24 protein-coding genes are annotated in these 25916 nt (G+C 71.4%); 9 read left to right on the top strand and 15 right to left on the bottom strand.

All coding sequences use genetic code 11. The annotated features are described in order from the left end of the window. Positions 1 to 888 precede the first annotated feature (888 nt). The 10 genes from HLB15_RS01505 to HLB15_RS01465 all read right to left on the bottom strand — a co-directional run bounded on the left by HLB15_RS01505 (position 889) and on the right by HLB15_RS01465 (position 10412). The gene (locus HLB15_RS01505) at positions 889 to 1461 is read right to left on the bottom strand and encodes a hypothetical protein (RefSeq protein ID WP_171102969.1); all 573 of its coding nucleotides are present in this window, start codon (positions 1459 to 1461) and stop codon (positions 889 to 891) included. A 449-nt stretch (positions 1462 to 1910) separates the two neighbouring features. Further along, complete coding sequence (locus tag HLB15_RS01500) at positions 1911 to 2855, bottom strand: IS3 family transposase (protein WP_171102967.1); 945 nt, start codon at positions 2853 to 2855, stop codon at positions 1911 to 1913. Positions 2856 to 2903: 48 nt separating this feature from the next. After that, entirely contained in the window at positions 2904 to 3560 is a 657-nt protein-coding gene (locus HLB15_RS23910) for a transposase (RefSeq protein ID WP_229784975.1), read from the bottom strand. Positions 3561 to 3569: 9 nt separating this feature from the next. Further along, a complete protein-coding gene (locus HLB15_RS23905; protein WP_229784973.1) occupies positions 3570 to 3986 on the bottom strand; it encodes an IS110 family transposase in 417 nt (138 codons plus the stop codon). A gap of 193 nt (positions 3987 to 4179) precedes the next feature. Then, positions 4180 to 4485, bottom strand: coding sequence for a transposase (locus HLB15_RS01490; RefSeq protein WP_171102965.1), 306 nt, complete (start codon positions 4483 to 4485; stop codon positions 4180 to 4182). A gap of 67 nt (positions 4486 to 4552) precedes the next feature. Next, positions 4553 to 5830: a site-specific integrase gene (locus HLB15_RS01485; RefSeq protein ID WP_171102963.1), complete on the bottom strand. Its 1278-nt coding sequence runs from the start codon at positions 5828 to 5830 to the stop codon at positions 4553 to 4555. 245 nt (positions 5831 to 6075) lie between these two features. Beyond that, on the bottom strand, positions 6076 to 7161 hold the full coding sequence (gene ychF / locus HLB15_RS01480; protein WP_171102961.1) for a redox-regulated ATPase YchF: 1086 nt from the start codon (positions 7159 to 7161) through the stop codon (positions 6076 to 6078). A 21-nt stretch (positions 7162 to 7182) separates the two neighbouring features. After that, on the bottom strand, positions 7183 to 7962 hold the full coding sequence (locus HLB15_RS01475) for a DinB family protein (RefSeq protein WP_171102958.1): 780 nt from the start codon (positions 7960 to 7962) through the stop codon (positions 7183 to 7185). A 48-nt stretch (positions 7963 to 8010) separates the two neighbouring features. Further along, positions 8011 to 9603, bottom strand: a complete 1593-nt coding sequence (locus HLB15_RS01470) for a hypothetical protein (protein WP_171102957.1) — start codon at positions 9601 to 9603, stop codon at positions 8011 to 8013. Beyond that, entirely contained in the window at positions 9585 to 10412 is an 828-nt protein-coding gene (locus HLB15_RS01465; protein ID WP_171102955.1) for an ABC transporter ATP-binding protein, read from the bottom strand. Before HLB15_RS01465 ends, HLB15_RS01470 begins: the two co-directional genes overlap by 19 nt. A gap of 189 nt (positions 10413 to 10601) precedes the next feature. Between HLB15_RS01465 and rmuC the strand changes: the two genes are divergently transcribed. After that, entirely contained in the window at positions 10602 to 12101 is a 1500-nt protein-coding gene (gene rmuC, locus HLB15_RS01460) for a DNA recombination protein RmuC (protein ID WP_171102953.1), read from the top strand. Between the two features lie 53 nt (positions 12102 to 12154). Here the strand turns inward: rmuC and HLB15_RS01455 are convergent, their stop codons facing one another. Further along, a complete protein-coding gene (locus HLB15_RS01455; RefSeq protein WP_171102951.1) occupies positions 12155 to 13192 on the bottom strand; it encodes a 4-hydroxy-3-methylbut-2-enyl diphosphate reductase in 1038 nt (345 codons plus the stop codon). A gap of 64 nt (positions 13193 to 13256) precedes the next feature. Between HLB15_RS01455 and xseA the strand changes: the two genes are divergently transcribed. Further along, on the top strand, positions 13257 to 14522 hold the full coding sequence (xseA, locus tag HLB15_RS01450; protein WP_171102949.1) for an exodeoxyribonuclease VII large subunit: 1266 nt from the start codon (positions 13257 to 13259) through the stop codon (positions 14520 to 14522). A 40-nt stretch (positions 14523 to 14562) separates the two neighbouring features. Further along, positions 14563 to 15705, top strand: a complete 1143-nt coding sequence (locus HLB15_RS01445; RefSeq protein ID WP_171102947.1) for an epoxide hydrolase family protein — start codon at positions 14563 to 14565, stop codon at positions 15703 to 15705. A gap of 27 nt (positions 15706 to 15732) precedes the next feature. Here HLB15_RS01445 and HLB15_RS01440 read toward each other — a convergent pair whose 3' ends face one another. After that, entirely contained in the window at positions 15733 to 16482 is a 750-nt protein-coding gene (locus HLB15_RS01440; RefSeq protein WP_171102945.1) for a class I SAM-dependent methyltransferase, read from the bottom strand. Positions 16483 to 16557: 75 nt separating this feature from the next. On the opposite strand from HLB15_RS01440, the gene HLB15_RS01435 reads away from it, so the two are divergent. Further along, a complete protein-coding gene (locus HLB15_RS01435) occupies positions 16558 to 17460 on the top strand; it encodes an RNA polymerase sigma-70 factor (RefSeq protein WP_171102943.1) in 903 nt (300 codons plus the stop codon). A 32-nt stretch (positions 17461 to 17492) separates the two neighbouring features. Beyond that, positions 17493 to 18104 carry an HAD family hydrolase gene (locus HLB15_RS24680; protein WP_171102941.1) on the top strand — a complete coding sequence of 204 codons (612 nt, stop codon included), beginning with the start codon at positions 17493 to 17495 and terminating at the stop codon, positions 18102 to 18104. Between the two features lie 3 nt (positions 18105 to 18107). Here the strand turns inward: HLB15_RS24680 and HLB15_RS01425 are convergent, their stop codons facing one another. Next, positions 18108 to 19727 carry an ABC-F family ATP-binding cassette domain-containing protein gene (locus tag HLB15_RS01425; protein WP_171102940.1) on the bottom strand — a complete coding sequence of 540 codons (1620 nt, stop codon included), beginning with the start codon at positions 19725 to 19727 and terminating at the stop codon, positions 18108 to 18110. Between the two features lie 137 nt (positions 19728 to 19864). Here HLB15_RS01425 and HLB15_RS01420 point away from each other — a divergent pair, with 137 nt between their 5' ends. The 4 genes from HLB15_RS01420 to HLB15_RS01405 all read left to right on the top strand — a co-directional run bounded on the left by HLB15_RS01420 (position 19865) and on the right by HLB15_RS01405 (position 23274). Beyond that, a complete protein-coding gene (locus HLB15_RS01420) occupies positions 19865 to 20122 on the top strand; it encodes an exodeoxyribonuclease VII small subunit (protein ID WP_171102938.1) in 258 nt (85 codons plus the stop codon). Continuing rightward, positions 20119 to 21057: a carbohydrate kinase family protein gene (locus HLB15_RS01415; RefSeq protein WP_171102935.1), complete on the top strand. Its 939-nt coding sequence runs from the start codon at positions 20119 to 20121 to the stop codon at positions 21055 to 21057. The genes HLB15_RS01420 and HLB15_RS01415 overlap by 4 nt, the downstream gene beginning before the upstream one ends. Next, complete coding sequence (locus HLB15_RS01410) at positions 21054 to 21743, top strand: carbonic anhydrase (RefSeq protein WP_283243282.1); 690 nt, start codon at positions 21054 to 21056, stop codon at positions 21741 to 21743. Before HLB15_RS01415 ends, HLB15_RS01410 begins: the two co-directional genes overlap by 4 nt. An 88-nt stretch (positions 21744 to 21831) precedes the next feature. Further along, a complete protein-coding gene (locus HLB15_RS01405) occupies positions 21832 to 23274 on the top strand; it encodes a class II fumarate hydratase (protein ID WP_171102933.1) in 1443 nt (480 codons plus the stop codon). A gap of 80 nt (positions 23275 to 23354) precedes the next feature. On the opposite strand, the gene HLB15_RS01400 is transcribed toward HLB15_RS01405, so the two are convergent. Both HLB15_RS01400 and phoH2 read right to left on the bottom strand, forming a co-directional pair. Continuing rightward, complete coding sequence (locus HLB15_RS01400; RefSeq protein ID WP_171102931.1) at positions 23355 to 24116, bottom strand: GOLPH3/VPS74 family protein; 762 nt, start codon at positions 24114 to 24116, stop codon at positions 23355 to 23357. A gap of 366 nt (positions 24117 to 24482) precedes the next feature. Continuing rightward, entirely contained in the window at positions 24483 to 25742 is a 1260-nt protein-coding gene (gene phoH2 / locus HLB15_RS01395; RefSeq protein WP_229784982.1) for an RNA 5'-3' helicase PhoH2, read from the bottom strand. Positions 25743 to 25916: the final 174 nt, after the last annotated feature.

The raw sequence follows: 25916 nt of genomic DNA, 5'->3' as shown, positions 1-25916 counted from the left end.
AACACCGCTATCGCGATCCTGCGCCACGCCGGCTGGGACAACATCGCCCAAGCCCTACGTCATCACGCCAGAGACATCGACCGGCCCATCCACGCACTCCTACAGTCATGACTTTGCCGGGGCCCTGCCCCCACACCGACGCGATCACCACCGCCTGGCACCGCCTCGCGGCTCTACCCGCCGTGACCTGACCAGCCCGACGACTGTTCCCACGAACCGGAACGGAGGCCACCGCACAACCCCCGGCCGGAACCGGCGCACGCAGCGACACGCGCACGGCAACCATGCCCAAGACGCGCCAACCACCAAATCAGACGAACCGCTCAGGCCAGGCTACCCACCAAGTGAATGATCGAGGCTAGCGGTTATGTCGGCTCGAGCTGCGAACGAGTTCGTGCGCCGAAATGACTGATTGCAAGGCCCGCGCGGGTTTACGTTCGTCAGGCGACACCCGACGACCGGCAGCCCTGTGCGCGTTACACCTGTCCGGCCTGGCGCGGCATTTCGGCATATGGAAATCCCAATGTCCCGCTTCACGTGACGGTCCCTGCGGGCCGAGCCGCCGGTGCTGCCCCGCGTAGGACGATGGCAGCACCGGCGGCAGGTTTCTATCCGCAGTTCGACAATTACAGGTATGGGTGCGATCGGGTTTCTCGCACGCGAGTCATCTCGCTTCGTTCTCCAGCCCAGTCGACCGGTTTTGCTTAAACCGGAGAAGTGCAAACACGAAGGCCGCAATCGAGCCAAGGACTGGCACGAAGATGGCCACAGCCAAGAGCAGGAGTCGGCGCACAAGGGGAACATCACCCCAAGTGGCGTATGCAGCGGCCACGATTCCTGTGACCCACACGACAAGCAGAGCCCACTCCGCAGGCGTTATCGCGAACATCAGACGTTCCACCTCGTAACGATCGTCCCGTATCCGTTACAGAGTAGGCCCTGCGTACCGAACTTTGTGGCCTGTAGTGGCGTCGTGAGCGCCCAGTCCGTCTTGCACCACCCAGACGGAGCGTTCGCGCCGGTACGACCTGAGTAACTTGAACTGTCGATCGCCCGGAACGGAACGTAGTTCACGTGCGTGTTCCAGCAGTTTTGGATCGATGTCACCGACGCTCCACTGGTCGTGAACGTCATCCTGGTGTAGATGCGCGTGTAGGCGATGCCAAAGATCGTCCAGTCTTGAGAGACGTACTTGGTGCGCGTGGCGAGGGCCCCTAGGTCACCGGGCGCGGCGACTGGGTCGCCGCCTTCCTCGAATGAGACCTTGACCTCGGGATTTGCAGCAAGGTCGAAATCTGGCGTCAGGAAGTCTTCGTCATTCAGAATCTCAAGCGAACGTGCCTGCTGCTCAGTGCTGAGCCCGTTCCAGAGGGCCTCTTCCTCCGCCGGGAGCTCAAGCGTGACGTCGGAACTAGTAATGCCCAATGTGGTGACCGGCTCATCACCGGTCGCAGTATTCATCGGAGTCATGCTGGTCCCTGCGATTGCTAGGGGCAGCACTGCCTTAAGGATCATGAACTTCAGCAATGTGGGTTCCGTTCGCTGCTCACGTCGCGGCCGGCACCTCGTGTGACCGGCGCGAGCGAGCATACTCACGCATAACTGACATGTGCGACGAAAATCAGCCAGGTTGGTGAACTGGGAGCAGCTCAGAAGCCCGCGCTCGCGGTCACAGGTGCTCTGACCCGGTCCGACTAGCGCGCTGACGGTGCCGGTGAGGGTGGCGAACTGGGGCTCCGCTCGCCTCCTGTCGTTGCCTAGCAGTGCGCGCATCGTGGTGAATGCCGAGCTGTTGGCTGGCGGCAACCAGGTAGGTGACGCTTCGCTGCTGACCGGGAGCAGCCGCTGAGGGCTTGCGTTCGCCTACTTCGCCAACGTGGTGTCAAGCCCTGGGTTTGATGGAGAGTGGGTTAGTTGGTTTCCAGGCTTGCCATGACCGGGTCGGCCGCGGCGTGTGATGCTTCGTACTCGGCCGGTGGGACGTGTCCGAGCTCGCCGTGCAGGCGCCGGTTGTTGTACCAGTCGACGTACTCCACCGTCGCGATCTCGAGGTCGTCCAGACCACGCCAGGGCCCCTTGTTGCGCACGAGCTCGGCTTTGAACAGCGAGTTGAACGCCTCGGCCATCGCGTTGTCATACGAGTCGCCCTTGGACCCGACCGAGGCCACGGCGCCGGCCTCGGCGAGCCGCTGGGTGTAGCGAATCGCTCGATACTGCACTCCACGGTCGGAGTGGTGCGTCAGCCCGGCCAGATCGGCGCCCTCGTGCTGCCGACGCCAGATCGCCATCTGCAGCGCGTCGAGCGCCAGATCCGTATACAACGACGTAGCGACCTGCCACCCGACGATCATCCGGGAGTACACGTCCAGCACGAACGCGGCATACACCCATCCCTGCGAGGTACGGACATAGGTCAGGTCCGCGACCCACAGCTCGTTCGGCCGGCTCGCGGTGAAGTCGCGTTCGACCAGGTCACCGGGCCTGCCGGTCTCCGCCGCTGGGCGGGTCGTGCGCGGGGCCTTGTCGCGCAGCAGACCGCGCAGCCCGTTGGCGCGCATCAGTCGCTCGACCGTGCACCGCGCCACCCGCTCACTCTGCCCGCCCGACTGCCCGGCCAGCTGCCGGTTCAGCTCGTGCCAGACCTTCCGCACCCCGTAGACGCCGTAGTTCTTCTCGTGCACCTGCTCGATCTTCTCGGTCAGCACCCGATCCCGGGCGGCCCTGGCGGACTCGGGCCGCCTCTTGTGGGCGTAGTAGGTCGACGGCGCGATCTGCGCAGGCGTCCCCTGGAGGGCCTGCAGGACCGGCTGGACGCCGTGGGTGACCTTCTCCTGGTCGACGAACGCGACCTTCATCGTGATGGACGGTCCAGCTCCGCGGTGCTCCTATGTCAACTGAAGCCGTCAGGCGGCTACGTGGAGGCCGGTGACGTCGGTCGGGAACGTCGATGAGGCGGGCGTGGCGTCGGGGTCGGCTGCTGGTTCGTCGGCGCGCATGGCGGCGAAGACGCGGTCGGAGATGCGCCGGCGCAGCAGGCGCAGTGCCTCGGTGCGGGTCTTGCCAGTGGAGATGAGCTTGTCGTAGTAGGCGACGCCCTCGGCGCCGAGCCTGAGCTGAGTGACCGCGGCCATGTGTAGGGCGGTGTTGATGCGGCGATTGCCACCGCGTGAAAGGCGGACTCGGACCTTGTTCCCCGACCAGACCGGGATCGGAGCGGTGCCGTTGAAGCGGGCGAACGCGTCTTTGGACTTGAACCGCCGAGCACCAGCGGTCTCACCGATGATGGCGGCTGCGCCCAGGACCCCAAGCCCGGGCACCTGGAGCAGGCGCGGGTGATCGGCACGGACGAGCTTGGTCAGGCGGCCCTCGATCTCGTTGATCCGCCTGGTCAGCGACCGGATGTCCTCCAGCAGGTCGCGCGCGATCTCGGCCACCGCGCCCGCGTGGACCTCGAGCTGGGCAAGCAGCTCGTCCAGCAGCTTGTAGCGGCGCAGTGCCCGGGACGGGATACGCAGGTCAGGGTCGATCTCGTGCAGGAACCAGCGGACCTTGGACTGCATCGCGGTGCGTCACGCGACCAGGCTGCGCCGGTGGTCGGACAGCAGCTTGATCTCACGCGCGGGCCCAGGCAACTCGGCCGTGGGCAGGCCGTCCTCGCGCAGCGCGACGCGCGCGACAGCCTCGGCATCGATCGGGTCGGACTTGCCCGGCTCACGCCCCGAGCGACGCATACCCGCCATCAGCCGGGTATGGACCCGGACGACCTGGTGCCCTGCATCAAGCAGATCCGCCTCCAGACGACGGGTCAGGTGCCGGCAGTCCTCGACCGCGACACGCACGTGCTCGAACTGCTCGAGCCAGCTCATGATCTTCCGGTGCCCGGCAGCACGGGCCTCGACCGTGAGTACGTCGATCCTCTTGCCGACCTCGTCGACCGCGACGAGAGTGTGCCAGTTCTTGTGGGCGTCGATGCCGACGACCGTCATCCCAGACCTCCTGATCTCTTCAACCACAGGCCGGCACTGCTGGGGGAGGCCGGGCACGCCTCAGTTGGGCAGGACGAGCAAGCAGGCTCCTATCAGGCCACGGCCCCGAACAGCAGTGCAGCCCGGTGGAGCGGCACATCGGGGAAAGGCCACTGGGGCAGCGAAGAAACGAGCCAACTCCGCCGGACCAGGATCAGTCTGGTACTGACGCGAAGAAACTCGCTGCGGACTTCAAGATCTGGTTCGCCCTGCGTAGCTCACGGTTCTCCCGCTCCAGCTCCGCGACCCGGGACGCCTCGGCCGTCGTCGGCCCCGGACGCAGGCCCTCGTCCCGCTCCGCACGCGCCACCCAGGTCCGCAACGCCTCGGGATGCACACCGAGCTGGTCCGCGATCCGCTTCACCGCCCCGACACGCGCCGCAGGGTCCTGCCGCGCCTCCAGGGCCATCCTCGTGGCCCGCTCACGCAACTCGTCGGGGTACTTCCGTGGTGCAACCATGCTCCCAATCCTTCCGGGTCTTCGATGTCTCCATCAAACCCGGGGCGAGACACCCAGTGCGTGACACTCAGCCCGAAGCCTGTGTCCCGGTCTTGGTGTCGGCTTGCGGGGTCCGCAGCGCCCGACGTTCGGCCAGATCGTCCTTGAACGCGGCCCCGAGCTTCTCGGCGATCGTGTGCCGCCGTTCCTCGTCCCCGAGGTGCTGATAGTGCAGGACGGCGGTCGGGTTGCTGTGCCCAGCAATCGACATCAGCTCTGCCAGTGTCGCGCCGGACCGGGCGGCCCACGTCAGCGCGGTGTGCCGCAGGTCGTGGAAGTGCAGCTCGTCCAGCCCGACGGCCTTTCGGACGACGGACCACTTGCGCTGGATGATCTGGCGGTGCATCACTCCCCCACGCGCCGCCCGGAAGACGATCCCGTCCGATCCGGGTTCGGAGAACTTCTCCAGGTGCTCCCGCAGGATGGGGACCACGAAGGACGGGATCGCGATCTCTCGGTAGGACGCATCCGTCTTCGGCTCACCGATCTCCTTGAACTTGCCTCGCTCCCGATGATCGGCCGCCGTGCCCCGCACGGTGACCGTTGCACGCGACGGATCGTCAAGGTCCAGGTGTCTGCGCTTGAGCGCACGCAGCTCCCCGTTGCGCAGACCCGTGGTCACGGCCAGCGGCACGATGGCCCGGAGGTAGTCCGGCATCAGCTCCGTCATCCGCCACATCTGGTCGGTCGTGACAACGATCGGTTCGTGCACGGCCTTGTACCGCAGCGCGCCCTTGACCTTCGCCGGCGAGACATTCAGCAGCTCGTGGTCCACGGCGTCGTTCAGGATCGACGAGAGGACCTGGTAGGCGGAGAAGGCGGCGCCGCGCCCATCGGACTTCTCCTTGCCGTGCCACTTCCTGCCGCGGGCTTCCTCGGCCAGCACGACGCGCAGCTTCGTGTACCAGTTAGCCACGTCCAGGCGGGTGAGGTCCTTCAACGGGATGTCACCCAGCACGGGCAGGATCCGCTTCTCCAGCGCCGTCTTGTAGCGGTACAGGGTGCCCGGTCGCAGGGTCTTGCCCTCGATCGACCGGTACGCCCACTCGCGGAGCGTCACGGACCGCTGCTCAGCCAGGCGCGCCTCCAGCTCGCGCACCTTCGGGGGCTTCCACTCGCCTCGGTCGATCAGGATGCGCTCGGCGTTGAGCCACGATTCGGCGGCCATCTTGTCGCCGAACGTCTTGGGGTGCCGCTCCAGGTCCGGGCCGGTGTAGCGCGCTCGCCAGCCGGTCACCTTGCCGGTCGTGGCGCTCCTGCGCTTCTCCAGCTCTCCAAAGACTCGCTTGCCCAGTGTGGCTGCCATGGGTGGTCCTCTCCACCCGTCAGGTGTCCCACCCGCTCCCTGTGGGGGAACGGCACACCCGGCACACCCTCAGACGCGAGCACTCACCTGCGGAAACACCTCGGATCCCGTGGGGGAACCATGGGGGAATGGGCGGCCCCTGGAGGCCACTTCTGTCCACCACTGTCCCGAGGGCTCAGAAGCGTTACCGCAGGTCAACCGGCGTCCGGCCTGGTCAGGCGACCAGGCTGAAACCGGGGTGATGCTCAGACGTTGAACCGGAACTCCACCACGTCCCCGTCCTGCATGACGTAGTCCTTGCCCTCGATGCGCGCCTTGCCCGCGGCCTTGGCCGCCGCGACCGACCCCGCCTCGACCAGGTCGTCGTACGAGATGACCTCGGCCTTGATGAAGCCGCGCTCGAAGTCGGTGTGGATCACGCCGGCGGCCTGCGGCGCGGTCCAGCCCTTGCGGATCGTCCAGGCGCGGGCCTCCTTGGGCCCGGCGGTGAGGTAGGTCTGCAGGCCGAGGGTCTCGAAGCCGACCTTGGCGAGCTGGTCCAGGCCGGACTCCTCCTGGCCGGTCTCGGCCAGCATCTCCGCGGCCTCCTCGGGCTCGAGCTCCACGAGCTCGGACTCGAACTTGGCGTCGAGGAAGATCGCCTGCGCCGGGGCGACGACCTTGCGCAGCGCCTCCTGCGAGGCCGTGTCGGCCAGGCCGGCGTCGTCGGTGTTGAAGACGTAGATGAACGGCTTGGCCGTCATGAGCTGGAGGCTGGCGATCTCGGCGAGGTCCAGGCCGGCGTCGGCGGCGCCCTGGTAGAGGGTGACGCCCTCGTTGAGGATGTCCTGCGCCTTCTTCGCGGCCGCGTAGAGCACCGGGTCGCCGCGCTTGATCTTGACCTCCTTCTCCATCCTCGGGAGCGCCTTCTCGAGGGTCTGGAGGTCGGCCAGGATGAGCTCGGTCGAGATCGTCTCGATGTCACCCGGCGCGTCGAGCGAGCCGTCGACGCGCACGACGTCAGGGTCGTCGAAGGCACGGGTCACCTGGCAGATGGCGTCGGCCTCGCGGATGTTCGCGAGGAACTTGTTGCCCAGGCCCTCACCCTCGGACGCGCCCTTGACGATGCCCGCGATGTCGACGAACGACACCGTGGCAGGCAGGATCCGCTGGCTGCCGAAGATCTCGGCCAGCTTGTCCAGCCGCTCGTCGGGCAGCGAGACCACCCCGACGTTGGGCTCGATCGTCGCGAACGGGTAGTTCGCCGCGAGCACCTGGTTGCGGGTCAGGGCGTTGAAGAGGGTGGACTTGCCGACGTTGGGCAGGCCGACGATGCCGATAGTGAGTGCCACGTCGGGCAAGTTTACGGGGAGTCAGGCCGACGCCGCTGCGCCCGCCTCGATGAGGTCCAGGTCCCGCGTCGCGAACTGGTGGTGCTCCCACTCCTCGTCGAGCACCACCCAGACGCACTGCCCCACCGTGAACGGCTCCGACTGGTCCATCCACGGCGGCGGCTCGGCGGCACTTCCCGCCTCCTCGGGCGTCAGCCCGGCGAGGAAGTCACGCACCTCCCGTACGCGCTCGCGCCGCACCTCCAGCACCTCCGCGTACGACGGCGTCGCGTCCGGGTCGGTGCCGATCATCCCGGGCGCGTCCGCCGCGAACTGGCTGTGCGGCATCCCGGCCGGCCAGAACACGTCTCCGCGCCGCCCCTGCGCGCCCCACCGGAGCCACCCGTCGGTGCAGAGCACCAGGTGGCGCAGGGTCTGCGCGAACGACCACTCCTCGTCGACCGAGACGTCCACCGTGCCGGGCGGCATCGCGGCGACGCGCTCGTACGTCCGCTCCCACATCCGCTCGTAGGCGGCCTGGGCGGCGCGCAGCCCCGCCACCGTGCGGTCCTGGAGCAGCGCGCGCTCCGGGTGCCGCCGGTTCAGCTCCGCCTCCACGAGCGGCTGCACCTCGACGCCGTTGATGCGCAGGCCGGCGATGTATCCGTCGATGTCGGCGCCCGCGAGCTCGACGCCCCGCATGCGCACCCCGTTGAGGCGCGCCTCGCGGAACGACGCACCGCTCAGGTCGACCTGGCGGAGGTCGGCACCCGAGAGGTCCGCTCCGACGATCCTGTCGGCACCGCCGTCGATGTGATCCATGTCATGGACGGTACGCCGAGTCACTGACACTGCCGGGCCACGAGCCCGTCACGGGAACGACTGCACCTGCTGGAGCAGCTCGGGCAGCCGCCGGTCGTACGTCCGCGCGCCGACACGGATGCCGAGGTACAGCATCAGTGCGCCGTACAGGACGCCCGCCACGAGCGTGCCGATACCCCACAGCGGACCCCCGAGGACCACCGCGGCGATGCCGACCCCCAGCACCGGGAGCGACAGGCCCAGGGTGATGACGAAGCCGACGCCCTGCGCCACGATCGTCGCGACGGCCGCGCCCTGCGGGGACTTGAGCGGGCTCTCCCCGGGCTTGGCCACGGGGTAGACCAGACGCGCGGACACCGCGCTCGACACCGCCGTGCTGACCAGCAGGAGCCCGAGCGCCATGCCCAGCAGCGGGAGCAGCAGGTGCCACGAGTCGGCCACCCAGACCGTCCCCACCACGATCGCGGCGGCGACCAGCGGCCCCACCAGCAGCATGGGCAGCGCCCGACCCCAGCGGTCGGACGAGCCGCGCACGCCCGACGCCACGTGCAGGGCGAACGCGGTGTAGTCGTAGCCGATGTCGTTCGAGATGCTGAAGCCGAGGATCCACGCGACGAACGGGCCCGTGGCGAGCAGCATGAAGAAGCTGCCGGTGCTCTGCGAGGAGAAGTAGATGATGACCGGCAGCAGCGGCACGATCGCGATCGAGCCGGAGTAGCGCGGGTCGCGCAACCAGTAGGTCGCCGTGCGCGCGGCGACACCCCACGTCGGCGAGAACCGGACCAGCCCGAAGGCGCCGAGCCCCTTGGCGCGGCCACCCCCGGCGTTGCCGACGGGCGGCTGGACGAGGGCGCGCGCGAGCGCCCTGTCCCACACCAGCCACGCGACCGCGAGCGTCGCCAGGGCGACGACCAGCCGGCCGAGCAGGCCGAGCCAGTCGCCGGCGTACGCGGTGCTCCCGAGCGACCAGGCGGCGCCGAACGGCGTCCAGCCCAGGACGCCCGCGGCCCGCTCGGCGAGCGTCTGCAGCACGCCGCTGGTCGCGCCGGGGTCGATCCCCGTGGTCAGCCAGCTGATCATCGGGCCGATCCCCACCACGAGGACGAGCGCCACGATCATGACCACCTCGCGGTACCGCCGGGACTCCAGCACCGGCGCGAGCACCGTGGTGATCGCGCGGGAGCCGACGACGCAGGTCGCGACGCCGAGCACGGCACCGACCAGGGCGACCAGCAGCACGCCCGGCTGGAGCACCCACGCGAAGCTGGTCCCGAGGGCGAGGAGCACGGTGGCCAGGCCGGGCACCGAGATCAGCCCGGCGACCGCCAGCCCGGTGATCAGCGTGCGCCGCGGGATGGCGAACGTGGTGAACCGGTGCGGGTCGAGCGTGGCGTCGACGCCGAAGGCGAAGATCGGGATCAGCCACCAGCCGACCACGAGGAGCGTGCCCCCGAGCGTGACCGCGAGCCCGGCCCACGCCGGGTCCTGCAGGAACGCCAGGGCCAGCACGCCGCTGACGAGCAGGCCGACGGTGCCCAGGGCGTAGAGCACGGCCAGGATCAGCCCGATGGTCTGCCACACGCTCTTGCGGAACGTGTTGACCATGAGGGTCAGCTTGAGGCTCAGGAACCGCGCAACCACGAGAGCCCCTCCGAGTGCTGGCGCCCGCCGACCAGGTCGACGAAGCGGTCCTCCAGGCTCTGCTCCCCGCGCACCTCGTCCACGGTGCCCGCGGCGAGCACGTGCCCGCCCGCCATGACGGCGACGTGGTCGCACATGCGCTGCACGAGGTCCATGACGTGGCTGGACACGATGACGGTGCCGCCGCCTGCCACGTAGCCCTTGAGGATGTCGCGGATGTTGGCGGCGCTGACCGGGTCGACGGCCTCGAACGGCTCGTCGAGGACCAGCGTGCGCGGCGCGTGGATCATCGCGCAGCCCAGGGCGATCTTCTTGGTCATACCCGCCGAGTAGTCGACGACGAAGGTGTCGGCGTCCGCGGTGAGGTCAAAGGCCTGGAGCAGGTCCGCCGTGCGCTCGACGACCGTCGCCTTGTCCATGCCGCGCAGCATCCCCGCGTAGGTGAGGAGCTGGCGGCCCGTCAGCCGGTCGAACAGCCGCACGCCGTCGGGCAGGATGCCGAGCATCGCCTTGGCCTCGTCCGGGCGCGCCCACAGGTCGACCCCGCGCACGTGCGCCGAGCCGAAGTCCGGGCGCAGCAGCCCCGTCGCCATCGAGAGCATCGTCGTCTTGCCCGCGCCGTTCGGGCCCACAAGGCCGTAGAACGAGCCGGTCGGCACGTCGAGGTCGACTCCGGAGACGGCGATCTTCTGGCCGAACCGCTTCCAGAGGCCGCGCACGCTGAGCGCCGCCTGCGGGTCGTGCGGGGGCGACGGCCGGGCGCCGGGGCCCGCGTCACCACCGGGGGTCGGGTGGGCTGGGGTCGTCATGGCACCCAACCTAGCCGGGGCCGCCGACACGACGGATCCGACGCGGGGATGAGTCCGGGTGAGAACGGGGGTCCACCTGGGGAGGGAGACGCCGCCAGACCACGAGCCGCCCACCGCGAACCGCACGAATCGGACCGTGCGGGGTGTCGTCGCGCCGGTGTGTCAGTGGCGCATGGCAGCCTGTCGCCCATGGACATCGCCGCAACGATTCTGCTGGTCTTCGGCGCCCTCGTCGTGGGCGCGCTGCTGGGCTGGCTCGGTCACGCGCAGCGCATGGCACCCGCCCTGCGCGAGAACGACCTCGAGACGGCGCGCCTGCGCGCCCGGGCCGAGTCGGCCGCGCAGCAGATCGAGGCCGCTCAGGAGCGCGCCGCCGAGCAGGTCGCCGAGGCGCGGGAGCGCGCGGCGGAGCAGATCGCGGCGGCCCGTACCGAGCAGGAGAACGCGCGGCGGCAGTTCCAGGCGCTGGCCGGGGACGCGCTGGACGCCAACAGCAAGCGGTTCCTCGAGCTGGCGGAGGAGCGGCTCAAGCGGTCGGCGTCGGCGGGCGAGCAGGCCCTCGCCCAGCGCGAGGCGGCCGTGAAGTCGCTCGTGGACCCGCTGACCAAGGCCGTCGAGCTCGTGCGCGCCGAGGTCCTCCAGGCCGAGAAGGCCCGCATCGAGGGCCAGGGCGCCCTGGTCGAGCAGATGCGCAACGTCGCGGAGGTGTCGGCCGAGCTGCGCAACGGCACGGCCGACCTGGTCACCGCACTGCGCTCGTCGCAGACGCGCGGCGCGTGGGGCGAGCTGCAGCTCCGCAAGGTCGTCGAGTCGGCCGGGATGCTCCACCGCGTCGACTTCACCGAGCAGGAGCAGGTGAGCACCGAGGAGGGTGTCCTCCGCCCCGACATGGTGGTGCACCTCGCGGGCGGCAAGCGCGTCGTGGTCGACTCGAAGGTGGCGTTCCTCGGGTTCCTCGAGGCGCAGCAGTCGGACGACCCCGCCTACCGCGAGCAGCGGCTCGACGCGCACGTGCGCCACATGCGCAAGCACGTGGACGACCTGGCCGGCAAGAAGTACTGGAACCAGTTCGAGCCGGCGCCCGAGTTCGTCGTCATGTTCGTGCCGGCCGAGGCGTTCCTGTCCGCGGCGCTCGAGCGCGCGCCCGAGCTGCTGGAGTACGCGGCCCAGCGCAACGTCATCATCGCGACGCCCACCACGATGCTCGCCCTGCTGCGTACCGTCGCGTACGCCTGGCGGCAGGAGGCGCTGGCCGAGAACGCGCAGAAGGTGCTCAGCGTGGGCAAGGAGCTCTACGCGCGCCTGGTCACGATGACCGGCCACGTCACGCGCACCGGCCGCGCGCTGGAGACGGCGACGAAGAGCTACAACCAGATGATCGGGTCGCTCGAGCGCAACGTGCTCACATCGGCCCGGCGCATGGTGGAGCTGGACGTCGTCGACGAGCGGGACGCCGTCGACGAGCTCAAGGGCATCGAGGAGGTGCCGCGCCCCATCACGAAGCCCGAGCTGCTCGCGGCGGACGAGGGCGGCGTCGTCGCGATCGACCGGGCGCAGGAGGCCGAGGGCATCCTCGTCCAGGAGCTGGAGGTGACCGCGCTCGCGGTGACCGACAAGCGGGCGCTGGAGGCGGCGGAGAAGGCGGCGTCCGAGGGCGCGGCCTCCCCCGCCGTCGACCAGGCGGGCTGACCAGACGGGCTGACCAGGCGGCCGGACCGGACCGGACCAGCCGGACCTGGCCGTCAGGCCAGCGGGAGCTCCTTGCGGGCCTCGCGGCGCGGGCGCTTGGGCTCGTTGCCCGCCGCCTTGAGGCCGGCGCGCAGCTCGCGGGGCAGCGAGAACATGAGGTCCTCGGTCGCGGTGCGCACCTCCTCGACGGCGCCGAAACCGTGGCCGGCGAGGTGGGCGACGACGTCCTGCACCAGGATCTCCGGGACGGACGCGCCGGAGGTGACGCCGACCGTGGTCGCGCCCTCGAGCCACTCGTCCTTGATCTCGGCCTTGCGGTCCACGCGGTACGCCGAGCGGGCACCCGCCTGCAGAGCCACCTCGACGAGGCGCACCGAGTTGGACGAGTTCGCGGAGCCGACCACGATCACGACGTCGCACTCGGGCGCGAGCTTCTTCACGGCCACCTGACGGTTCTGGGTGGCGTAGCAGATGTCGTCGCTCGGCGGGTCCTGCAGCGACGGGAAGCGCTCGCGCAGGCGGCGCACGGTCTCCATCGTCTCGTCGACGGACAGCGTGGTCTGCGAGATCCACACGACCTTGGCCGGGTCGCGGACCACGACCTTGTCCACCTCGTCGGGCGAGTTGACGACCTGCACGTGCTCGGGCGCCTCGCCCGCCGTGCCCTCGACCTCCTCGTGGCCGTCGTGGCCGATGAGGAGGATGTCGTAGTCGTCGTTCGCGAACCGCACGGCCTCCTTGTGCACCTTGGTGACCAGGGGGCAGGTCGCGTCGATGGTCTCGAGGCTGCGCGCCTGCGCCGAGGCGCGCACAGCGGGCGAGACACCGTGCGCGGAGAACACCAGCCGCGCGCCCTCCGGCACCTCGTCGGTCTCGTTGACGAAGATCGCTCCGCGCTCGCGCAGCGTCTCCACCACGTGCTTGTTGTGGACGATCTCCTTGCGGACGTACACGGGGGTGCCGTAGGTCTCCAGGGCCTTCTCGACGGCAACCACCGCACGGTCCACGCCGGCGCAGTAGCCGCGGGGGGCGGCCAGCAGGACGCGCTTGGTTGTGGTCTCAGCAGGTCGCTCAGGGCTCGTGACGCTCACACCCGCAAGTCTAGGGGCGGTGTGCGGAGGCCTTGTGTCGGTGGTGGGTGGCAGGGTTGGACACGTGACGGAACCAACCCTTCGGCCCTCTCCCACCGAGCTGCCCGCCAAGGCGCTCGACACCACGCCCACCAGTCCCTGGCCCGTGCGCGTGCTCTCCGAGAAGATCCGGGGCTACATCGACCGGATGCCGCCGGTGTGGGTCGAGGGGCAGGTGGTCCAGTTCAACCACCGGCCGGGTTCCGGCATGCAGTGGCTCACGCTCCGGGACACCGACGCCGACGCGTCCCTGCCCGTCACGATCTTCTCGCGCGTGCTCGCGATGCTGCCCCAGGAGCCGTCCGAGGGCGACCACGTCGTCGTGCACGCCAAGCCGGTGTTCTGGACCAAGCGCGGCACGCTGCAGATGCAGGCGAACGAGATCCGGGCGGTCGGCGTCGGCGAGCTCCTCGCGCGCATCGAGGCGCTGAAGAAGGTGCTGGCGGCCGAGGGCGTGTTCGACGTGTCGCGCAAGCGCCCGCTGCCCTTTCTCCCCGCGGTCGTCGGCCTGGTCTGCGGGCGCGAGTCCAAGGCGGAGCACGACGTCGTGGTCAACGCCCGGGCCCGCTGGCCGCAGGTGCGGTTCGAGATCCGTGAGGTCGCCGTGCAAGGTGTGAACGCGGTGCGCGAGGTGTCCGCGGCGATCGCCGAGCTGGACCGCGACCCGTCGGTCGACGTCATCGTGGTGGCCCGCGGCGGCGGCTCGGTCGAGGACCTGCTGCCGTTCAGCAACGAGTCGCTCGTGCGCGCCGTCGCCCAGGCCCGCACGCCGCTGGTCAGCGCGATCGGCCACGAGACCGACGCGCCGCTGCTCGACCTCGTCGCCGACTACCGCGCGTCGACCCCGACCGACGCGGCCAAGCGGATCGTGCCCGACGTCTCGGAGGAGCGCCTCCGCCTGTCCCAGGCCCGCGCCCGGATGCGCGGGGCGGTGACGGCCCTGCTGGACCGCGAGCAGCGTGGCCTCGACGGCGTCCGGTCCCGGCCGGTGCTCGCCGCGCCGCACACGATGCTCGAGGCCCGCGAGCGCGACATCGGTCAGGCGCTGCGGCACAGCAGGCACGCGCTCACCGCGCTGCTGCTGCACGCGGGCGGCGAGATCGGCCGGCTCGAGGCCCAGGTCAGGGCGCTGTCGCCCGCGTCGACGCTCGAGCGGGGCTACGCCGTGGTGCAGCGCGCGGACGGCCAGGTGGTGCGCGCACCGGCCGACGTGGCCGCAGGTGACGACGTCCGCGTCCGCCTGGCGGAGGGTGGGCTCGACGCGACGGTCACCACGATCCGCCAGGGGTAGCGGACAGGACCTGACCTCTACCCGGAGGACAGTGGGTGTCATGACAGCGAACAGCGCCCTCGTCCCGTTCCGCATCGACGTCCCGCAGGCCGACCTCGACGACCTGCGCGACCGCCTCGCGCGCACTCGTCGTCCGCACCCGGTGCCGGGCCGGGACGACCGCACGGACTTCAGCCGCGGCATCCCGCAGCCCTACCTCGACGAGCTCGCCGCGTACTGGCGCGACGGGTTCGACTGGCGCGAGCAGGAGGCCCGCCTGAACGCGTACGAGCAGGTCACCACGGTTGTGGACGGTCAGACGTTCCACGTGGTGCACGTCCGCTCGGCCGACCCGGACGCCACGCCGCTGCTGCTCTGCCACGGCTGGCCCGGGTCGTTCGTCGAGTACCAGCGGCTGATCCCGCTGCTCACCGACGCCTTCCACCTCGTCATCCCGTCGCTGCCCGGGTTCGGCTTCTCGACGCCGCTGTCGGGCACGGGCTGGGAGGTCGGCCGGACCACCGCCGCGTACGCCGAGATCATGACGCGGCTGGGCTACGAGCGGTTCGCCGCGCACGGCACCGACATCGGCGCGGGCGTCGCCGGCCGGCTCGCGGCGCTGTACCCGGACCGGCTCGTCGGGAGCCACACCGGAGGCGACGGCGGGATGCTCGCCCTCGTCGGCGAGAAGTTCCCCGCCCCCGAGGGGCTGACGGAGGAGGAGCTGGCCCAGCTCGCCGAGGTCCGCGCAGAGCAGCAGGCGGACCGCGGCTACTTCGACGTGCAGAACCACCGGCCCGAGACGATCGGCGCCGCGCTCGTCGACTCCCCCGTCGCCCAGCTCGCCTGGATCGTCGAGAAGTTCCAGACCTGGACCAACCCGGCGCACGCGACGCCCGACGAGGCCGTGGACCGCGACCAGCTCCTGACGAACGTCAGCCTCTACTGGTTCACGCGCAGCGGCGCCTCGAGCGCCCAGTTCTACTGGGAGGCCGAGCACTCCGGGCTGGACTGGGTCGCGCCGTCGGGCGTGCCGGTGGGCTGGGTGCTGTTCGACACGCACCCGCTCGCACGCAAGGTGCTCGACCCGTCGGGCGCCATCGGCCACTGGACCGAGCACACCGAGGGCGGCCACTTCCCGGCCATGGAGGAGCCGGAGCTCCTCGCGGCGGACCTCCGCGACTTCTTCGGCCCGCTCACCTGACGGCCGCGCCGGCGGCGGTCCGGGCCCTCAGACCCGCCGGGCCACGAACACCCACTCCAGACCCGGCCGGTCGGGCGCGTCGAGCACGTCCTCGACCTCGAACCCTGCGGCCGCGAGCGACGCCTCGACCTCGTCCCGCTCGCGGAACCGCAGGGTCGAGGTCGAGGTGACCACGGCGCCGTCGGGCATGAGGCCGGGCGGGAACCGGTAGGTGCCCTGAAAGGTGACGTACGGCAGGTCGACCTCGAGCAGGTCGTTCCAGGTCTCCACCTCGCCGATGCCGGGGATCTCGCGGCGCAGCGTCTGGTTCTCGCGCGTCCAGCCGAGCCAGGCCTGCCGGGCCGGGACGCGCGTCTCGACGACGAGGCGGCCGCCCGGGCGGAGCGCCCCGTGGACCGCCGTGAGCGCATCCGCCCAGTCGTCGTCACCGAGGAAGACCTGGGCGACGTTGCCCGTCATCGTCGCGAGGTCGACCGCGAGCCCGAGCCCGCCCACGACGTCGGCGCCGCCCTCGACCCAGGTCACCGCCTCGGCGCCGGGCTTGCCGCGGGCCACCTCGAGCGAGGCGGGGGCCGGGTCGACGCCCGTCACGTCGAGCCCGCGGCCGGCGAGCTGCAGGGCCAGCACACCGGTGCCGCAGCCGACGTCGACCGCGCTGCGCGCGCCGAACCGCTCGGCGAGGCCGGTGTACAGGTCGAGGTCGCTGCGGTCGTCGTCGAAGGCGTCGTAGAGCCGGGCCAGGCGGGGGTCGACGAAGATCGGGTCGGGTGCCGTCATGACACCATGGTCACCTGTCGCCCGGCCGCGTCCCAGCGATTTCGCCACGCCGCGCCGGTCCTGAGGAGAAGCACGATGACTGGTGACGTGGCCACGCTCGACGACGCCGCGGAGGAGTTCGGCACCGCCCGCAGGCGGCTGTTCGGCATCGCGTACCGCATGCTCGGCTCGGCGGCCGAGGCGGAGGACGTCGTGCAGGAGACGTGGGTGCGCTGGCAGACGACCGACCGCACGGTGGTCCGCAACCCGCAGGCGTTCCTCACCACGACGGCGACCCGGCTCGCGATCAACGTGCTGCAGAGCGCGCGGTCCCGCCGGGAGGCGTATGTCGGGCCGTGGCTGCCGGAGCCGGTCGACACGAGCGCGGACCCGACGCTCGGCGCCGAGCGGGCCGAGGCCCTCGACGTCGCGGTGCTGGTGCTGCTGGAGCGGCTGACGCCCACCGAGCGGGCCGCCTACGTGCTGCGCGAGGCGTTCGACTACGGCTACGCGGAGATCGCCCGGATCGTCGGCACCACGCCGGCCGCGGCCCGGCAGCTCGTCAGCCGCGCCCGGAAGGACCTCGCGTCCGGCCGGCGCAACACCGTGCGCACCGCCGACCGCCGGGCCCTCCTGGAGGCGTTCCTCGCCGCGGCGCGGGCCGGCGACGTCGCGGCGCTGGAGCGGCTGTTCGCGGACGACGTCGTCTCCCGCTCCGACAGCGACGGGCGGGCCAAGCACGTCGCCCGGGTCGCCGTCCGGGGCCGCACGAAGGTCGCGCGGCTGCTCTCGGCGTTCGCGGACGAGTTCTGGGCGGGCGTCACCACGCGACCGGTCGTCGCCAACGGCACCGAGGCGGTCGGCATGGTGCGCGACGGCGAGCTGGTCGGCGTGCTCTCCGTCACGGCCTCCGACGACGGCGTGCACGAGCTGGCGTGGCAGCTCAACCCGGAGAAGCTGGCCGGGTACCGGCAGGCGCTGCAGGACCCGCCGGCGTGACCCGCCGCTGACGCACCGGCTACGGTGCCCGCGTGACCATCCGACACGTCCTCTTCGACGCCGACGGCGTGCTCCAGCAGGTCCGCGGCGGCTTCTTCACCTCGGCCGAGCCGCTCCTGGGCGAGCGCACCCGCGAGATCCTCACGGTCGCGTCCGAGCGCGAGCGGCCGCTGCTCACGGGCGACGGCGACTTCCTCGCCGTCCTCGGTGACGTGCTGCGCGACTACGGCGTCGGCGTGGCGCCCGCCGAGCTGTTCGCGGCCGTGTGGCAGAACCTCGACGCCTCGGAGGCCTCGCTGGACCTGGTGCGCGGGCTGCGTGCCGCCGGGTACGGGGTGCACCTGGGCACGAACCAGGCGCGGGAGCGCGCGGCGTACATGCGCTCGGCCCTCCCGTACGACGAGCTGTTCGACGTCACGCTCTACTCGTGCGACCTGGGGGTGGCGAAGCCGGATGCCGAGTTCTTCCGGACGGCCGCGGCGAAGATCGGCGCGGAGCCGGGCGCGATCCTGTTCGTCGACGACCACTCGCCCAACGTCGAGAGCGCGCGGTCGGTCGGGATGGTCGCGGTGGACTGGCGGCTCGCGCACGGCCACGACACCCTGCTGCGGCTGCTCGCCGAGCAGGGTGTCGCACCGGCCTGACGGCTACCGCTCGCGTTCGACCCGCCGCTCGTCCCACACGGGCTCGGGCGTCTCGCGGACCACGCCGTCGGACCCGAAGACGAGGAACCGGTCGAAGGAGCGCGCGAACCAGCGGTCGTGGGTCACGGCGAGGACCGTGCCGTCGAACGCCTCGAGCCCCTCCTGGAGCGCCTCGGCCGACTCGAGGTCGAGGTTGTCGGTCGGCTCGTCGAGCAGCAGCGCCGTGCAGCCGGCGAGCTCGAGCAGCAGGATCTGGAACCGGGCCTGCTGCCCGCCCGAGAGGCGGTCGAAGGGCCGCTCGGCGGCCGCGCTCAGCTCGTAGCGCCGCAGCCGTGCCATCGCCTTGCCGATGTCCTGCGCGTGGTCCTCCCACAGGATGTCCAGCAGCGTGCGGCCGAACAGCTCGGGGTGCGCGTGCGTCTGCGCGAAGTGGCCGGGCACCACCCGCGCGCCGAGCTTCCAGGCCCCGGTGTGGGCGACGTCGCCGCCCGCGAGGAGCCGCAGGAAGTGCGACTTGCCGGAGCCGTTGGAGCCGAGCACCGCGACCCGCTCGCCGTAGAAGACCTCGAGGTCGAACGGCTTCATGAGCCCGGTCAGCTCGAGCCCCTCGCACGTGACGGCACGCAGCCCGGTGCGGCCGCCGCGCAGGCGCATCGTGATGTCCTGCTCGCGCGGCGGCTCGGGCGGCGGTCCGACCTCCTCGAACTTCCGCAGGCGGGTCTGCGCCGCCCGGTAGCGCGAGGCCATGTCGGGACTGTTCGCGGCCTGCTGGCGCAGCGTGAGCACGAGCTTCTTGAGCTGGGCGTGCTTCTCGTCCCAGCGCCGGCGCAGCTCCTCGAACCGCGCGAACCGCTCGCGGCGTGCCTCGTGGAACGTCGCGAACCCACCGCCGTGCACCCACGCGTCCGCACCGGCGGGCCCGGGCTCGAGCGAGACGATGCGGTCGGCGGCGCGGGCCAGGAGCTCGCGGTCGTGCGAGACGAACAGGACGGTCTTGCGCGTCGCGCGCAGCTGTTCCTCGAGCCAGCGCTTGCCCGGCACGTCGAGGTAGTTGTCGGGCTCGTCGAGCAGCAGCACCTCGTCGGTGCCCCGCAGCAGCGCCTCCAGCACCAGCCGCTTCTGCTCGCCGCCGGACAGCGTGCGCACCTCGCGGTGCTGCGCGCGCTCGTACGGCACGCCGAGGGCTGCCATGGTGCACACGTCCCACAGCGTCTCGGCCTCGTACCCGCGCACCTCCGCCCAGTCGGCGAGCGCCTGCGCGTACGCCATCTGGGCTGCCTCGTCGTCGACCGTGAGGATGGCGTGCTCGGCCTCGTCGACCGCGCGCGCGGCATCGCGCAGCTGCGGGTGGGACACGGAGACGAGCAGGTCGCGGACGGTCGACTCGTCGCGCACCGACCCGACGAACTGCCGCATGACGCCGAGACCGCCGCTGACGTTCACCGACCCGCCGTGCGGCGTGAGCTCGCCCGTGACGAGCCGCAGCAGCGTGGTCTTGCCGGCACCGTTCGGGCCGACGAGCGCGGTGGCGCTGCCCTCGGCCACGCGGAACGAGACGTCCCCCAGGAGGGTCCGCCCGTCCGGCAGGTGGTATTCGAGGTGCGCTGCTTCGAGGTGGCCCATGGGGCACATCGTCCGACGGCGGGGCCGTGCTGGCCAAGCTGATTCCCGGTTCGGTCGCGCACCGGTGTCGAACCTGTGGACGGCCGTGCACGGATGTCGGCGTCGTGCTGTTGACTGTCCCTGTGAGTACAGACGCTGTGACTGGTACCGATCCGACGAAGGACGCCCCCGACGTCGCGACGCTGAGCTACGAGCAGGCGCGCGACGAGCTCGTGCAGGTGGTCGGCCGCCTGGAGGCCGGCGGCGAGCCGCTCGAGGCGTCGCTCGCGCTCTGGGAGCGTGGCGAGGCCCTGGCGGCGCGCTGCCAGGAGTGGCTGGACGGCGCGCGCGAGCGCCTGGCGGCAGCGCAGCAGGCGTCGGCCGTCTCGACCGATTCGCCGGAGGAGGCGCGATGACCGGGCACGTGCTCGCCGTGGGCGAGGCCCTCGTGGACCAGGTGCGGCGGCCGGACGGCTCCACCGCGGACCACCCGGGCGGCAGCATCGCGAACGTGGCGCTCACGCTGGGCCGGCTGGGCCGCCGGGTGCGGCTGGCGACGTGGCTGGGCCGGGACGAGCGGGGCGACCTGGTGCGCGGCTGGCTCGCCGAGTCGGACGTGCGGCTGGTCGACGGCAGCGACGGCGCCGAGCGCACGAGCGTGGCGGCGGCGACCCTGGACGAGAACGGGTCGGCCACCTACGACTTCGACCTCACGTGGCAGGTCCCCGACGCGGCGCGCCCCGAGGACGGCGGATCGGGCGACGACGGTCCCACCCTCGCGGTCCACACCGGGTCCATCGCCGCCATGCTCGAGCCGGGCGCGGGTCAGGTGCGCGGGCTCCTGGAGTCGGCACGGTCCAGCGCGACCACGACGTACGACCCCAACGCCCGCCCGGCGATCATGGGCGACGCCGCGGAGGTGCGCCCCCGGGTCGAGGAGCTGGTGGCGCTGTCCGACGTCGTCAAGGTGAGCGACGAGGACCTGGAGTGGCTCTACCCGGGCACCGACCCGGTGGAGGTCGCGCGGCGGTGGCAGGCGGGCACGCCGGCGCTCGTCGTCGTGACGCTGGGCGGCAAGGGTGCCGTGGCGGTCTCGGCCGGCGGCGAGGTCGAGGTGCAGGCCCCGCGCGTCGAGGTGGTCGACACCGTGGGCGCCGGCGACTCGTTCATGGGCGCGCTGATCGACGGTCTGTGGGAGCACGACCTGCTGGGTGCCGCCCGGCGCGACGCGCTGCGCAGCGTCGATGCCGCCACCGTGCGTACGCTGCTGGAAGGTTGTGTCGCGGTGGCTGCCGTCACCGTGTCCCGGGCGGGCGCCAACCCGCCGCGACGCGAGGAGATCAGCGCATGAACCCTGTCCCGATGCCGGAGCGGCTCAGCCCACGGGACGCCTGGGCGCTGCTGCGCTCGGGCAACGACCGGTTCGTCGCCGACGCCCCCGCGCACCCGTCGCAGGGCGCCGACCGCCGCCGCGAGCTGCAGGCGGCGCAGCACCCGCACACGGTGATCTTCGGCTGCTCGGACTCCCGCGTGGCCGCCGAGATCATCTTCGACCAGGGCCTGGGCGACATGTTCGTGGTCCGCACGGCCGGGCACGTCGTGGACACCACCGTGATCGGCTCGATCGAGTACGGCGTGGACATCCTGGGCGCGTCGCTCGTCGTCGTGCTCGGGCACGACTCGTGCGGGGCGGTCGCCGCCGCCGCGCACACCCTGTCGACGGGCGAGCAGCCCGAGGGGTTCGTGCGCGCCGTCGTCGACCGGGTCATCCCGTCGATAGCGAGCATCACGTCGGGCGACCCGGCGGCGGCCATGGGGCTGCTCTCAGACCAGGACCTCCTGCGCCGCGAGCACGTCAAGCACACGGTGGGGATGCTGCACGGCTACTCGGCCGGCCTGAAGCAGGCCGTCGAGGAGGGCCGGTGCGCCGTGGTCGGTCTGGAGTACGACCTCGCGGTCGGCAACGCCCGCCTGGTGAACGTGATCGGTGACATCGGCGAGGTACCGGGCACGGAGGCGCCCCTGTCCGTGCGGTGAGGGTCGCGCGGCACGGCGGGCACCGTGGGGTGACACGACTCACGCCCCACGGTGCGTCGCCGGTGCCCGGCTGCGGCACGATAGACCCATGACTGCTGACACCGTCGTCTCGTCGGGCTCCGCCGAGTCCGGCGACACCACCGCCTACCGCATCGAGCACGACACCATGGGCGAGGTCCGCGTGCCCGCGGACGCCCTCTACCGCGCCCAGACGCAGCGTGCCGTCGAGAACTTCCCCATCTCCGGCACCCCGATCGAGCGCGCCCACATCGAGGCCCTCGCGCGCGTCAAGAAGGCCGCCGCGACGGCGAACGCGGAGCTCGGTGTGCTCGACCAGGACATCGCGGACGCCATCGTCGCCGCCGCGGACGAGGTCGCCTCCGGCGCGCACGACGCGCACTTCCCGATCGACGTCTACCAGACCGGCTCGGGCACGTCGTCGAACATGAACACCAACGAGGTGCTCGCCACGCTGGCCACCCGGTCGCTCGGCAAGGACGTGCACCCGAACGACCACGTCAACGCGTCGCAGTCGTCCAACGACGTGTTCCCGACGTCGGTGCACGTCGCCGCGACGTCGGGCGTCGTGGGCGACCTGGTGCCCGCCCTGACGCACCTCGCCGAGGCCCTGCAGGCCAAGGCCGACGAGTACGCGACGGTCGTCAAGTCCGGCCGCACGCACCTCATGGACGCCACCCCGGTCACGCTGGGCCAGGAGTTCGGTGGCTACGCGGCCGCCGTCCGCTACGGCGTCGAGCGCCTCCAGGCCGCCCTGCCGCGTGTCGCCGAGGTGCCGCTGGGTGGCACCGCCGTCGGTACGGGCATCAACACGCCCGCCGGGTTCCCGCAGCGCGTCATCGCGCTGCTCGCGCAGGACACCGGCCTGCCGCTGACGGAGGCCCGGGACCACTTCGAGGCGCAGTCGGCCCGCGACGGCCTTGTCGAGCTGTCCGGCGCGCTGCGCACCATCGCCGTCTCCGTGACGAAGATCTGCAACGACCTGCGCTGGATGGGCTCCGGGCCGAACACCGGCCTCGCCGAGATCGCGCTGCCCGACCTGCAGCCGGGCTCGTCGATCATGCCGGGCAAGGTCAACCCCGTGATCCCCGAGGCCGTGCTCATGGTGTGCGCGCGGGTGATCGGCAACGACGCCACGGTGGCGTGGGCCGGCGCGTCCGGCACGTTCGAGCTCAACGTGCAGATCCCGGTCATCGCGCAGGGTGTGCTGGAGTCGATCCGCCTGCTGTCGAACTCGGCACGCGTGCTCGCGGACAAGACCGTCAGCGGCATCACCGCGAACGTGGACCGCGCCCGCGCGCTGGCCGAGTCCTCGCCGTCGATCGTCACGCCGCTCAACCGCGTGATCGGCTACGAGTCGGCCGCGAAGGTCGCCAAGCACGCGGTCAAGGAGGGCATCACGGTGCGCCAGGCCGTGATCGACCTCGGCTTCGTCGAGCGCGGCAAGGTCACCGAGGAGCAGCTCGACACGGCCCTCGACGTGCTGTCGATGACGCGCCCGCCGCAGGCCTGACCCGCCGCGCCGCGCACGACGAAGCGCCCGCCCGCTCCCCCGGCGTACCGGGGCGAGCGGGCAGGCGCTCCGTCGTGGGCTCAGACCGCGGGGGTCTCGGTGGGCGCGGCCTCGGCGGAGGCCGCCTCGCCCTCCTTGCCCGCCTGGAGGATCAGGGCGGTGGCGACGGCGGCACCGACCGTCGCGACGGTCGCGACCGTGGCGGCGACGGCGATCTGGGTCGCGAGGGTGGCGACGCCCCACTCGCTGCCCGCGATCTCCTCGGCGCGCTCGCGCGCGGCCTTGCGGTGCTCCTTGCCGACGACGCCGCCGATGAGGCCCGAGCCGTACAGCAGCGAGATGAGCGTCGCGGTGCGCTCGTCGGGCTCCGCGCCCTCGACCAGCACCTTGGTCAGCGTCTCGCGCAGGGCCGTCTCGTGGCTCGAGTCGGCGGCGGGCCAGCGCGTGATCGGCAGCATGCGGAAGAGCTTCTGCTCCTCCTTCTCCAGGATGCCGCGCTCGACCAGCGCCGCGAGGAGGTTCTCCTCGGCGTCCTTCGAGATGGCCTCGATGATCTTGCGGGCCGGGGCGTCGGGCGTGGCGAGGATCGTCTGCAGCGCGGCGTCGAGGGCGATGTGGCCGGTCGGCGTGTTGTCGGTGACCAGGATCATCGCGTCCCCGGCCTTCTCGCGCTCCTCGCGCGACGCGCCGGCCTGCGGGCCGCCCCGCGTCAGCGTCTTGTTCGCGGAGGCGAGGTCGGCCAGGAGGGCGCCGGCGAGGCGGACACCCAGGTTGTCGACGGTGGCGAGCTTGCCCGTCTCGTCGTCGACGGCGAGCAGGAGGAAGTCTTCGGCAATGAGCATGCCCCGATGCTATATGCGGCGCTATATCCGACAAGAACGATAGACGCCGAATTGAGACGCGGCGGACTCCCTATGGTTAGCCTTACCTAAGTCTGCTACTCTCGTGCCGCACGCGGAGCGAGGGAGCCGCAGGACTGCGGGGCTGGGGGGTTCCGTCCGACGACACACCTCCCGCGTGCGGCGGTACCACGAGGCGCCGGGAGCTCACGAGCCCCCGGCGCCTCGTCGCCGCACCGGCCTGTGGCTGCCACCGAGACCACTGCGATCTGGTGTTCGCGCTGAGATCTGGCTGTGCACTGCCAGATCTCAGCGCGAACACCAGATCTCAGCGGGGGCGCTGCGGGCAGCGCCGGGCAGCGCGGCGCCTCACACGTCCAGCCGCTCCAGCATGTCCGTGACCAGCGCCGCCACCGGCGAGCGCTCCGAGCGGGTCAGGGTCACGTGCGCGAACAGCGGGTGCCCCTTGAGCGCCTCGATGACGGCCGCGACGCCGTCGTGCCGCCCGACCCGCAGGTTGTCCCGCTGCGCGACGTCGTGCGTGAGCACCACCCGCGAGCTCTGCCCCACGCGGGACAGCACCGTGAGCAGCACGTTGCGCTCGAGCGACTGCGCCTCGTCGACGATGACGAACGAGTCGTGCAGCGACCGCCCGCGGATGTGCGTGAGCGGCAGCACCTCGAGCATGTCGCGCGCGATGACCTCCTCGACCACGGCCGGCGAGACCAGGGCGCCGAGCGTGTCGTAGACGGCCTGCGACCAGGGGTTCATCTTCTCGGACTCGTTGCCGGGCAGGTAGCCGAGGTCCTGGCCGCCCACGGCGTACAGGGGGCGGAAGACGACCACCTTGCGGTGCTGCTGCCGCTCGAGCACGGCCTCGAGACCCGCGCACAGCGCGAGCGCCGACTTGCCGGTGCCCGCGCGCCCGCCGAGCGAGACGATGCCGATCTCCTCGTCGAGCAGCAGGTCGATGGCGACGCGCTGCTCGGCCGAGCGCCCGTGCACGCCGAACACCTCCTGGTCACCGCGCACCAGCCGCACGCGCTTGTCCGCCGTCACCCGGCCGAGCGCCGACCCGCCGGGCGAGTGCACGACCATGCCGGTGTGCACGAGGAGCGGTTCCGCCGCCTCGACCGTCGCAGGGTCGAGCGCCGTGATCTCGATCGACTCGTTCTCCCACAGCGAGCTCATCTGCTCGTCGGAGAGGTCGATCTCGCGCATGCCCGTCCAGCCCGAGTCGACGGCGAGCTCGGCCCGGTACTCCTCGGCCTGCAGCCCCACCGCCGACGCCTTGACGCGCATCGGCAGGTCCTTGGAGACCACCGTGACGCTGTTGCCCTCGGCCGCGAGGTTGGCGGCCACGGCGAGGATCCGCGTGTCGTTGTCACCCAGGCGGAACCCGGCGGGCAGCACGGTCGGGTCCACGTGGTTGAGCTCCACGCGCAGCGTGCCGCCGGCGTCGCCGACGGGGACAGGGGAGTCGAGCCGGCCGTGCCGCACCCGCAGCTCGTCCAGCATCCGCAGGGCGCTGCGGGCGAAGTACCCGAGCTCGGCGTGGTGGCGCTTGGCCTCCAGCTCCGTGATCACCACGATGGGGAGGACGACGTCGTGCTCCGCGAACCGCAGCATGGCCCTCGGGTCACTCAACAGCACTGACGTGTCGATGACGAAGGTCCTGCGTTCGTCACCGGCCGCGCCGGCGGCGGCGTCGGCACTCTGGTCAGACGGACGGGTGGTGGGTGCGGAATGGCTCACTGCGGTCTCCCCTCCGGCGCCTGGACGCCGTGACAACCTCGTCGTTAC

Origin of the sequence: Promicromonospora citrea (assembly GCF_013004695.1) — a bacterium.
Classification (GTDB): domain Bacteria; phylum Actinomycetota; class Actinomycetes; order Actinomycetales; family Cellulomonadaceae; genus Promicromonospora; species Promicromonospora citrea.
The sequence above is the reverse complement of the archived record's forward strand: the minus strand, read 5'-3'. Positions and strand labels throughout refer to the sequence as shown.

Bases quoted from the DNA above. Each gene is read 5' to 3' on its own strand.
- HLB15_RS01505 (WP_171102969.1), bottom strand. From the start codon at position 1,461: ATGAATACTGCGACCGGTGATGAGCCGGTCACCACATTGGGCATTACT.
- phoH2 (WP_229784982.1), bottom strand. From the start codon at position 25,742: ATGCTGCGGTTCGCGGAGCACGACGTCGTCCTCCCCATCGTGGTGATC.
- HLB15_RS23910 (WP_229784975.1), bottom strand. From the start codon at position 3,560: ATGCAGTCCAAGGTCCGCTGGTTCCTGCACGAGATCGACCCTGACCTG.
- HLB15_RS01415 (WP_171102935.1), top strand. From the start codon at position 20,119: ATGACCGGGCACGTGCTCGCCGTGGGCGAGGCCCTCGTGGACCAGGTG.
- HLB15_RS01440 (WP_171102945.1), bottom strand. From the start codon at position 16,482: ATGACGGCACCCGACCCGATCTTCGTCGACCCCCGCCTGGCCCGGCTC.
- rmuC (WP_171102953.1), top strand. From the start codon at position 10,602: ATGGACATCGCCGCAACGATTCTGCTGGTCTTCGGCGCCCTCGTCGTG.
- HLB15_RS01425 (WP_171102940.1), bottom strand. From the start codon at position 19,727: ATGGGCCACCTCGAAGCAGCGCACCTCGAATACCACCTGCCGGACGGG.
- HLB15_RS01485 (WP_171102963.1), bottom strand. From the start codon at position 5,830: ATGGCAGCCACACTGGGCAAGCGAGTCTTTGGAGAGCTGGAGAAGCGC.
- HLB15_RS23905 (WP_229784973.1), bottom strand. From the start codon at position 3,986: ATGACGGTCGTCGGCATCGACGCCCACAAGAACTGGCACACTCTCGTC.
- HLB15_RS01410 (WP_283243282.1), top strand. From the start codon at position 21,054: ATGAACCCTGTCCCGATGCCGGAGCGGCTCAGCCCACGGGACGCCTGG.
- HLB15_RS01465 (WP_171102955.1), bottom strand. From the start codon at position 10,412: ATGACGACCCCAGCCCACCCGACCCCCGGTGGTGACGCGGGCCCCGGC.
- HLB15_RS01490 (WP_171102965.1), bottom strand. From the start codon at position 4,485: ATGGTTGCACCACGGAAGTACCCCGACGAGTTGCGTGAGCGGGCCACG.
- HLB15_RS01400 (WP_171102931.1), bottom strand. From the start codon at position 24,116: ATGCTCATTGCCGAAGACTTCCTCCTGCTCGCCGTCGACGACGAGACG.
- HLB15_RS01475 (WP_171102958.1), bottom strand. From the start codon at position 7,962: ATGGATCACATCGACGGCGGTGCCGACAGGATCGTCGGAGCGGACCTC.
- HLB15_RS01445 (WP_171102947.1), top strand. From the start codon at position 14,563: ATGACAGCGAACAGCGCCCTCGTCCCGTTCCGCATCGACGTCCCGCAG.
- HLB15_RS01405 (WP_171102933.1), top strand. From the start codon at position 21,832: ATGACTGCTGACACCGTCGTCTCGTCGGGCTCCGCCGAGTCCGGCGAC.
- HLB15_RS01500 (WP_171102967.1), bottom strand. From the start codon at position 2,855: ATGAAGGTCGCGTTCGTCGACCAGGAGAAGGTCACCCACGGCGTCCAG.
- HLB15_RS01435 (WP_171102943.1), top strand. From the start codon at position 16,558: ATGACTGGTGACGTGGCCACGCTCGACGACGCCGCGGAGGAGTTCGGC.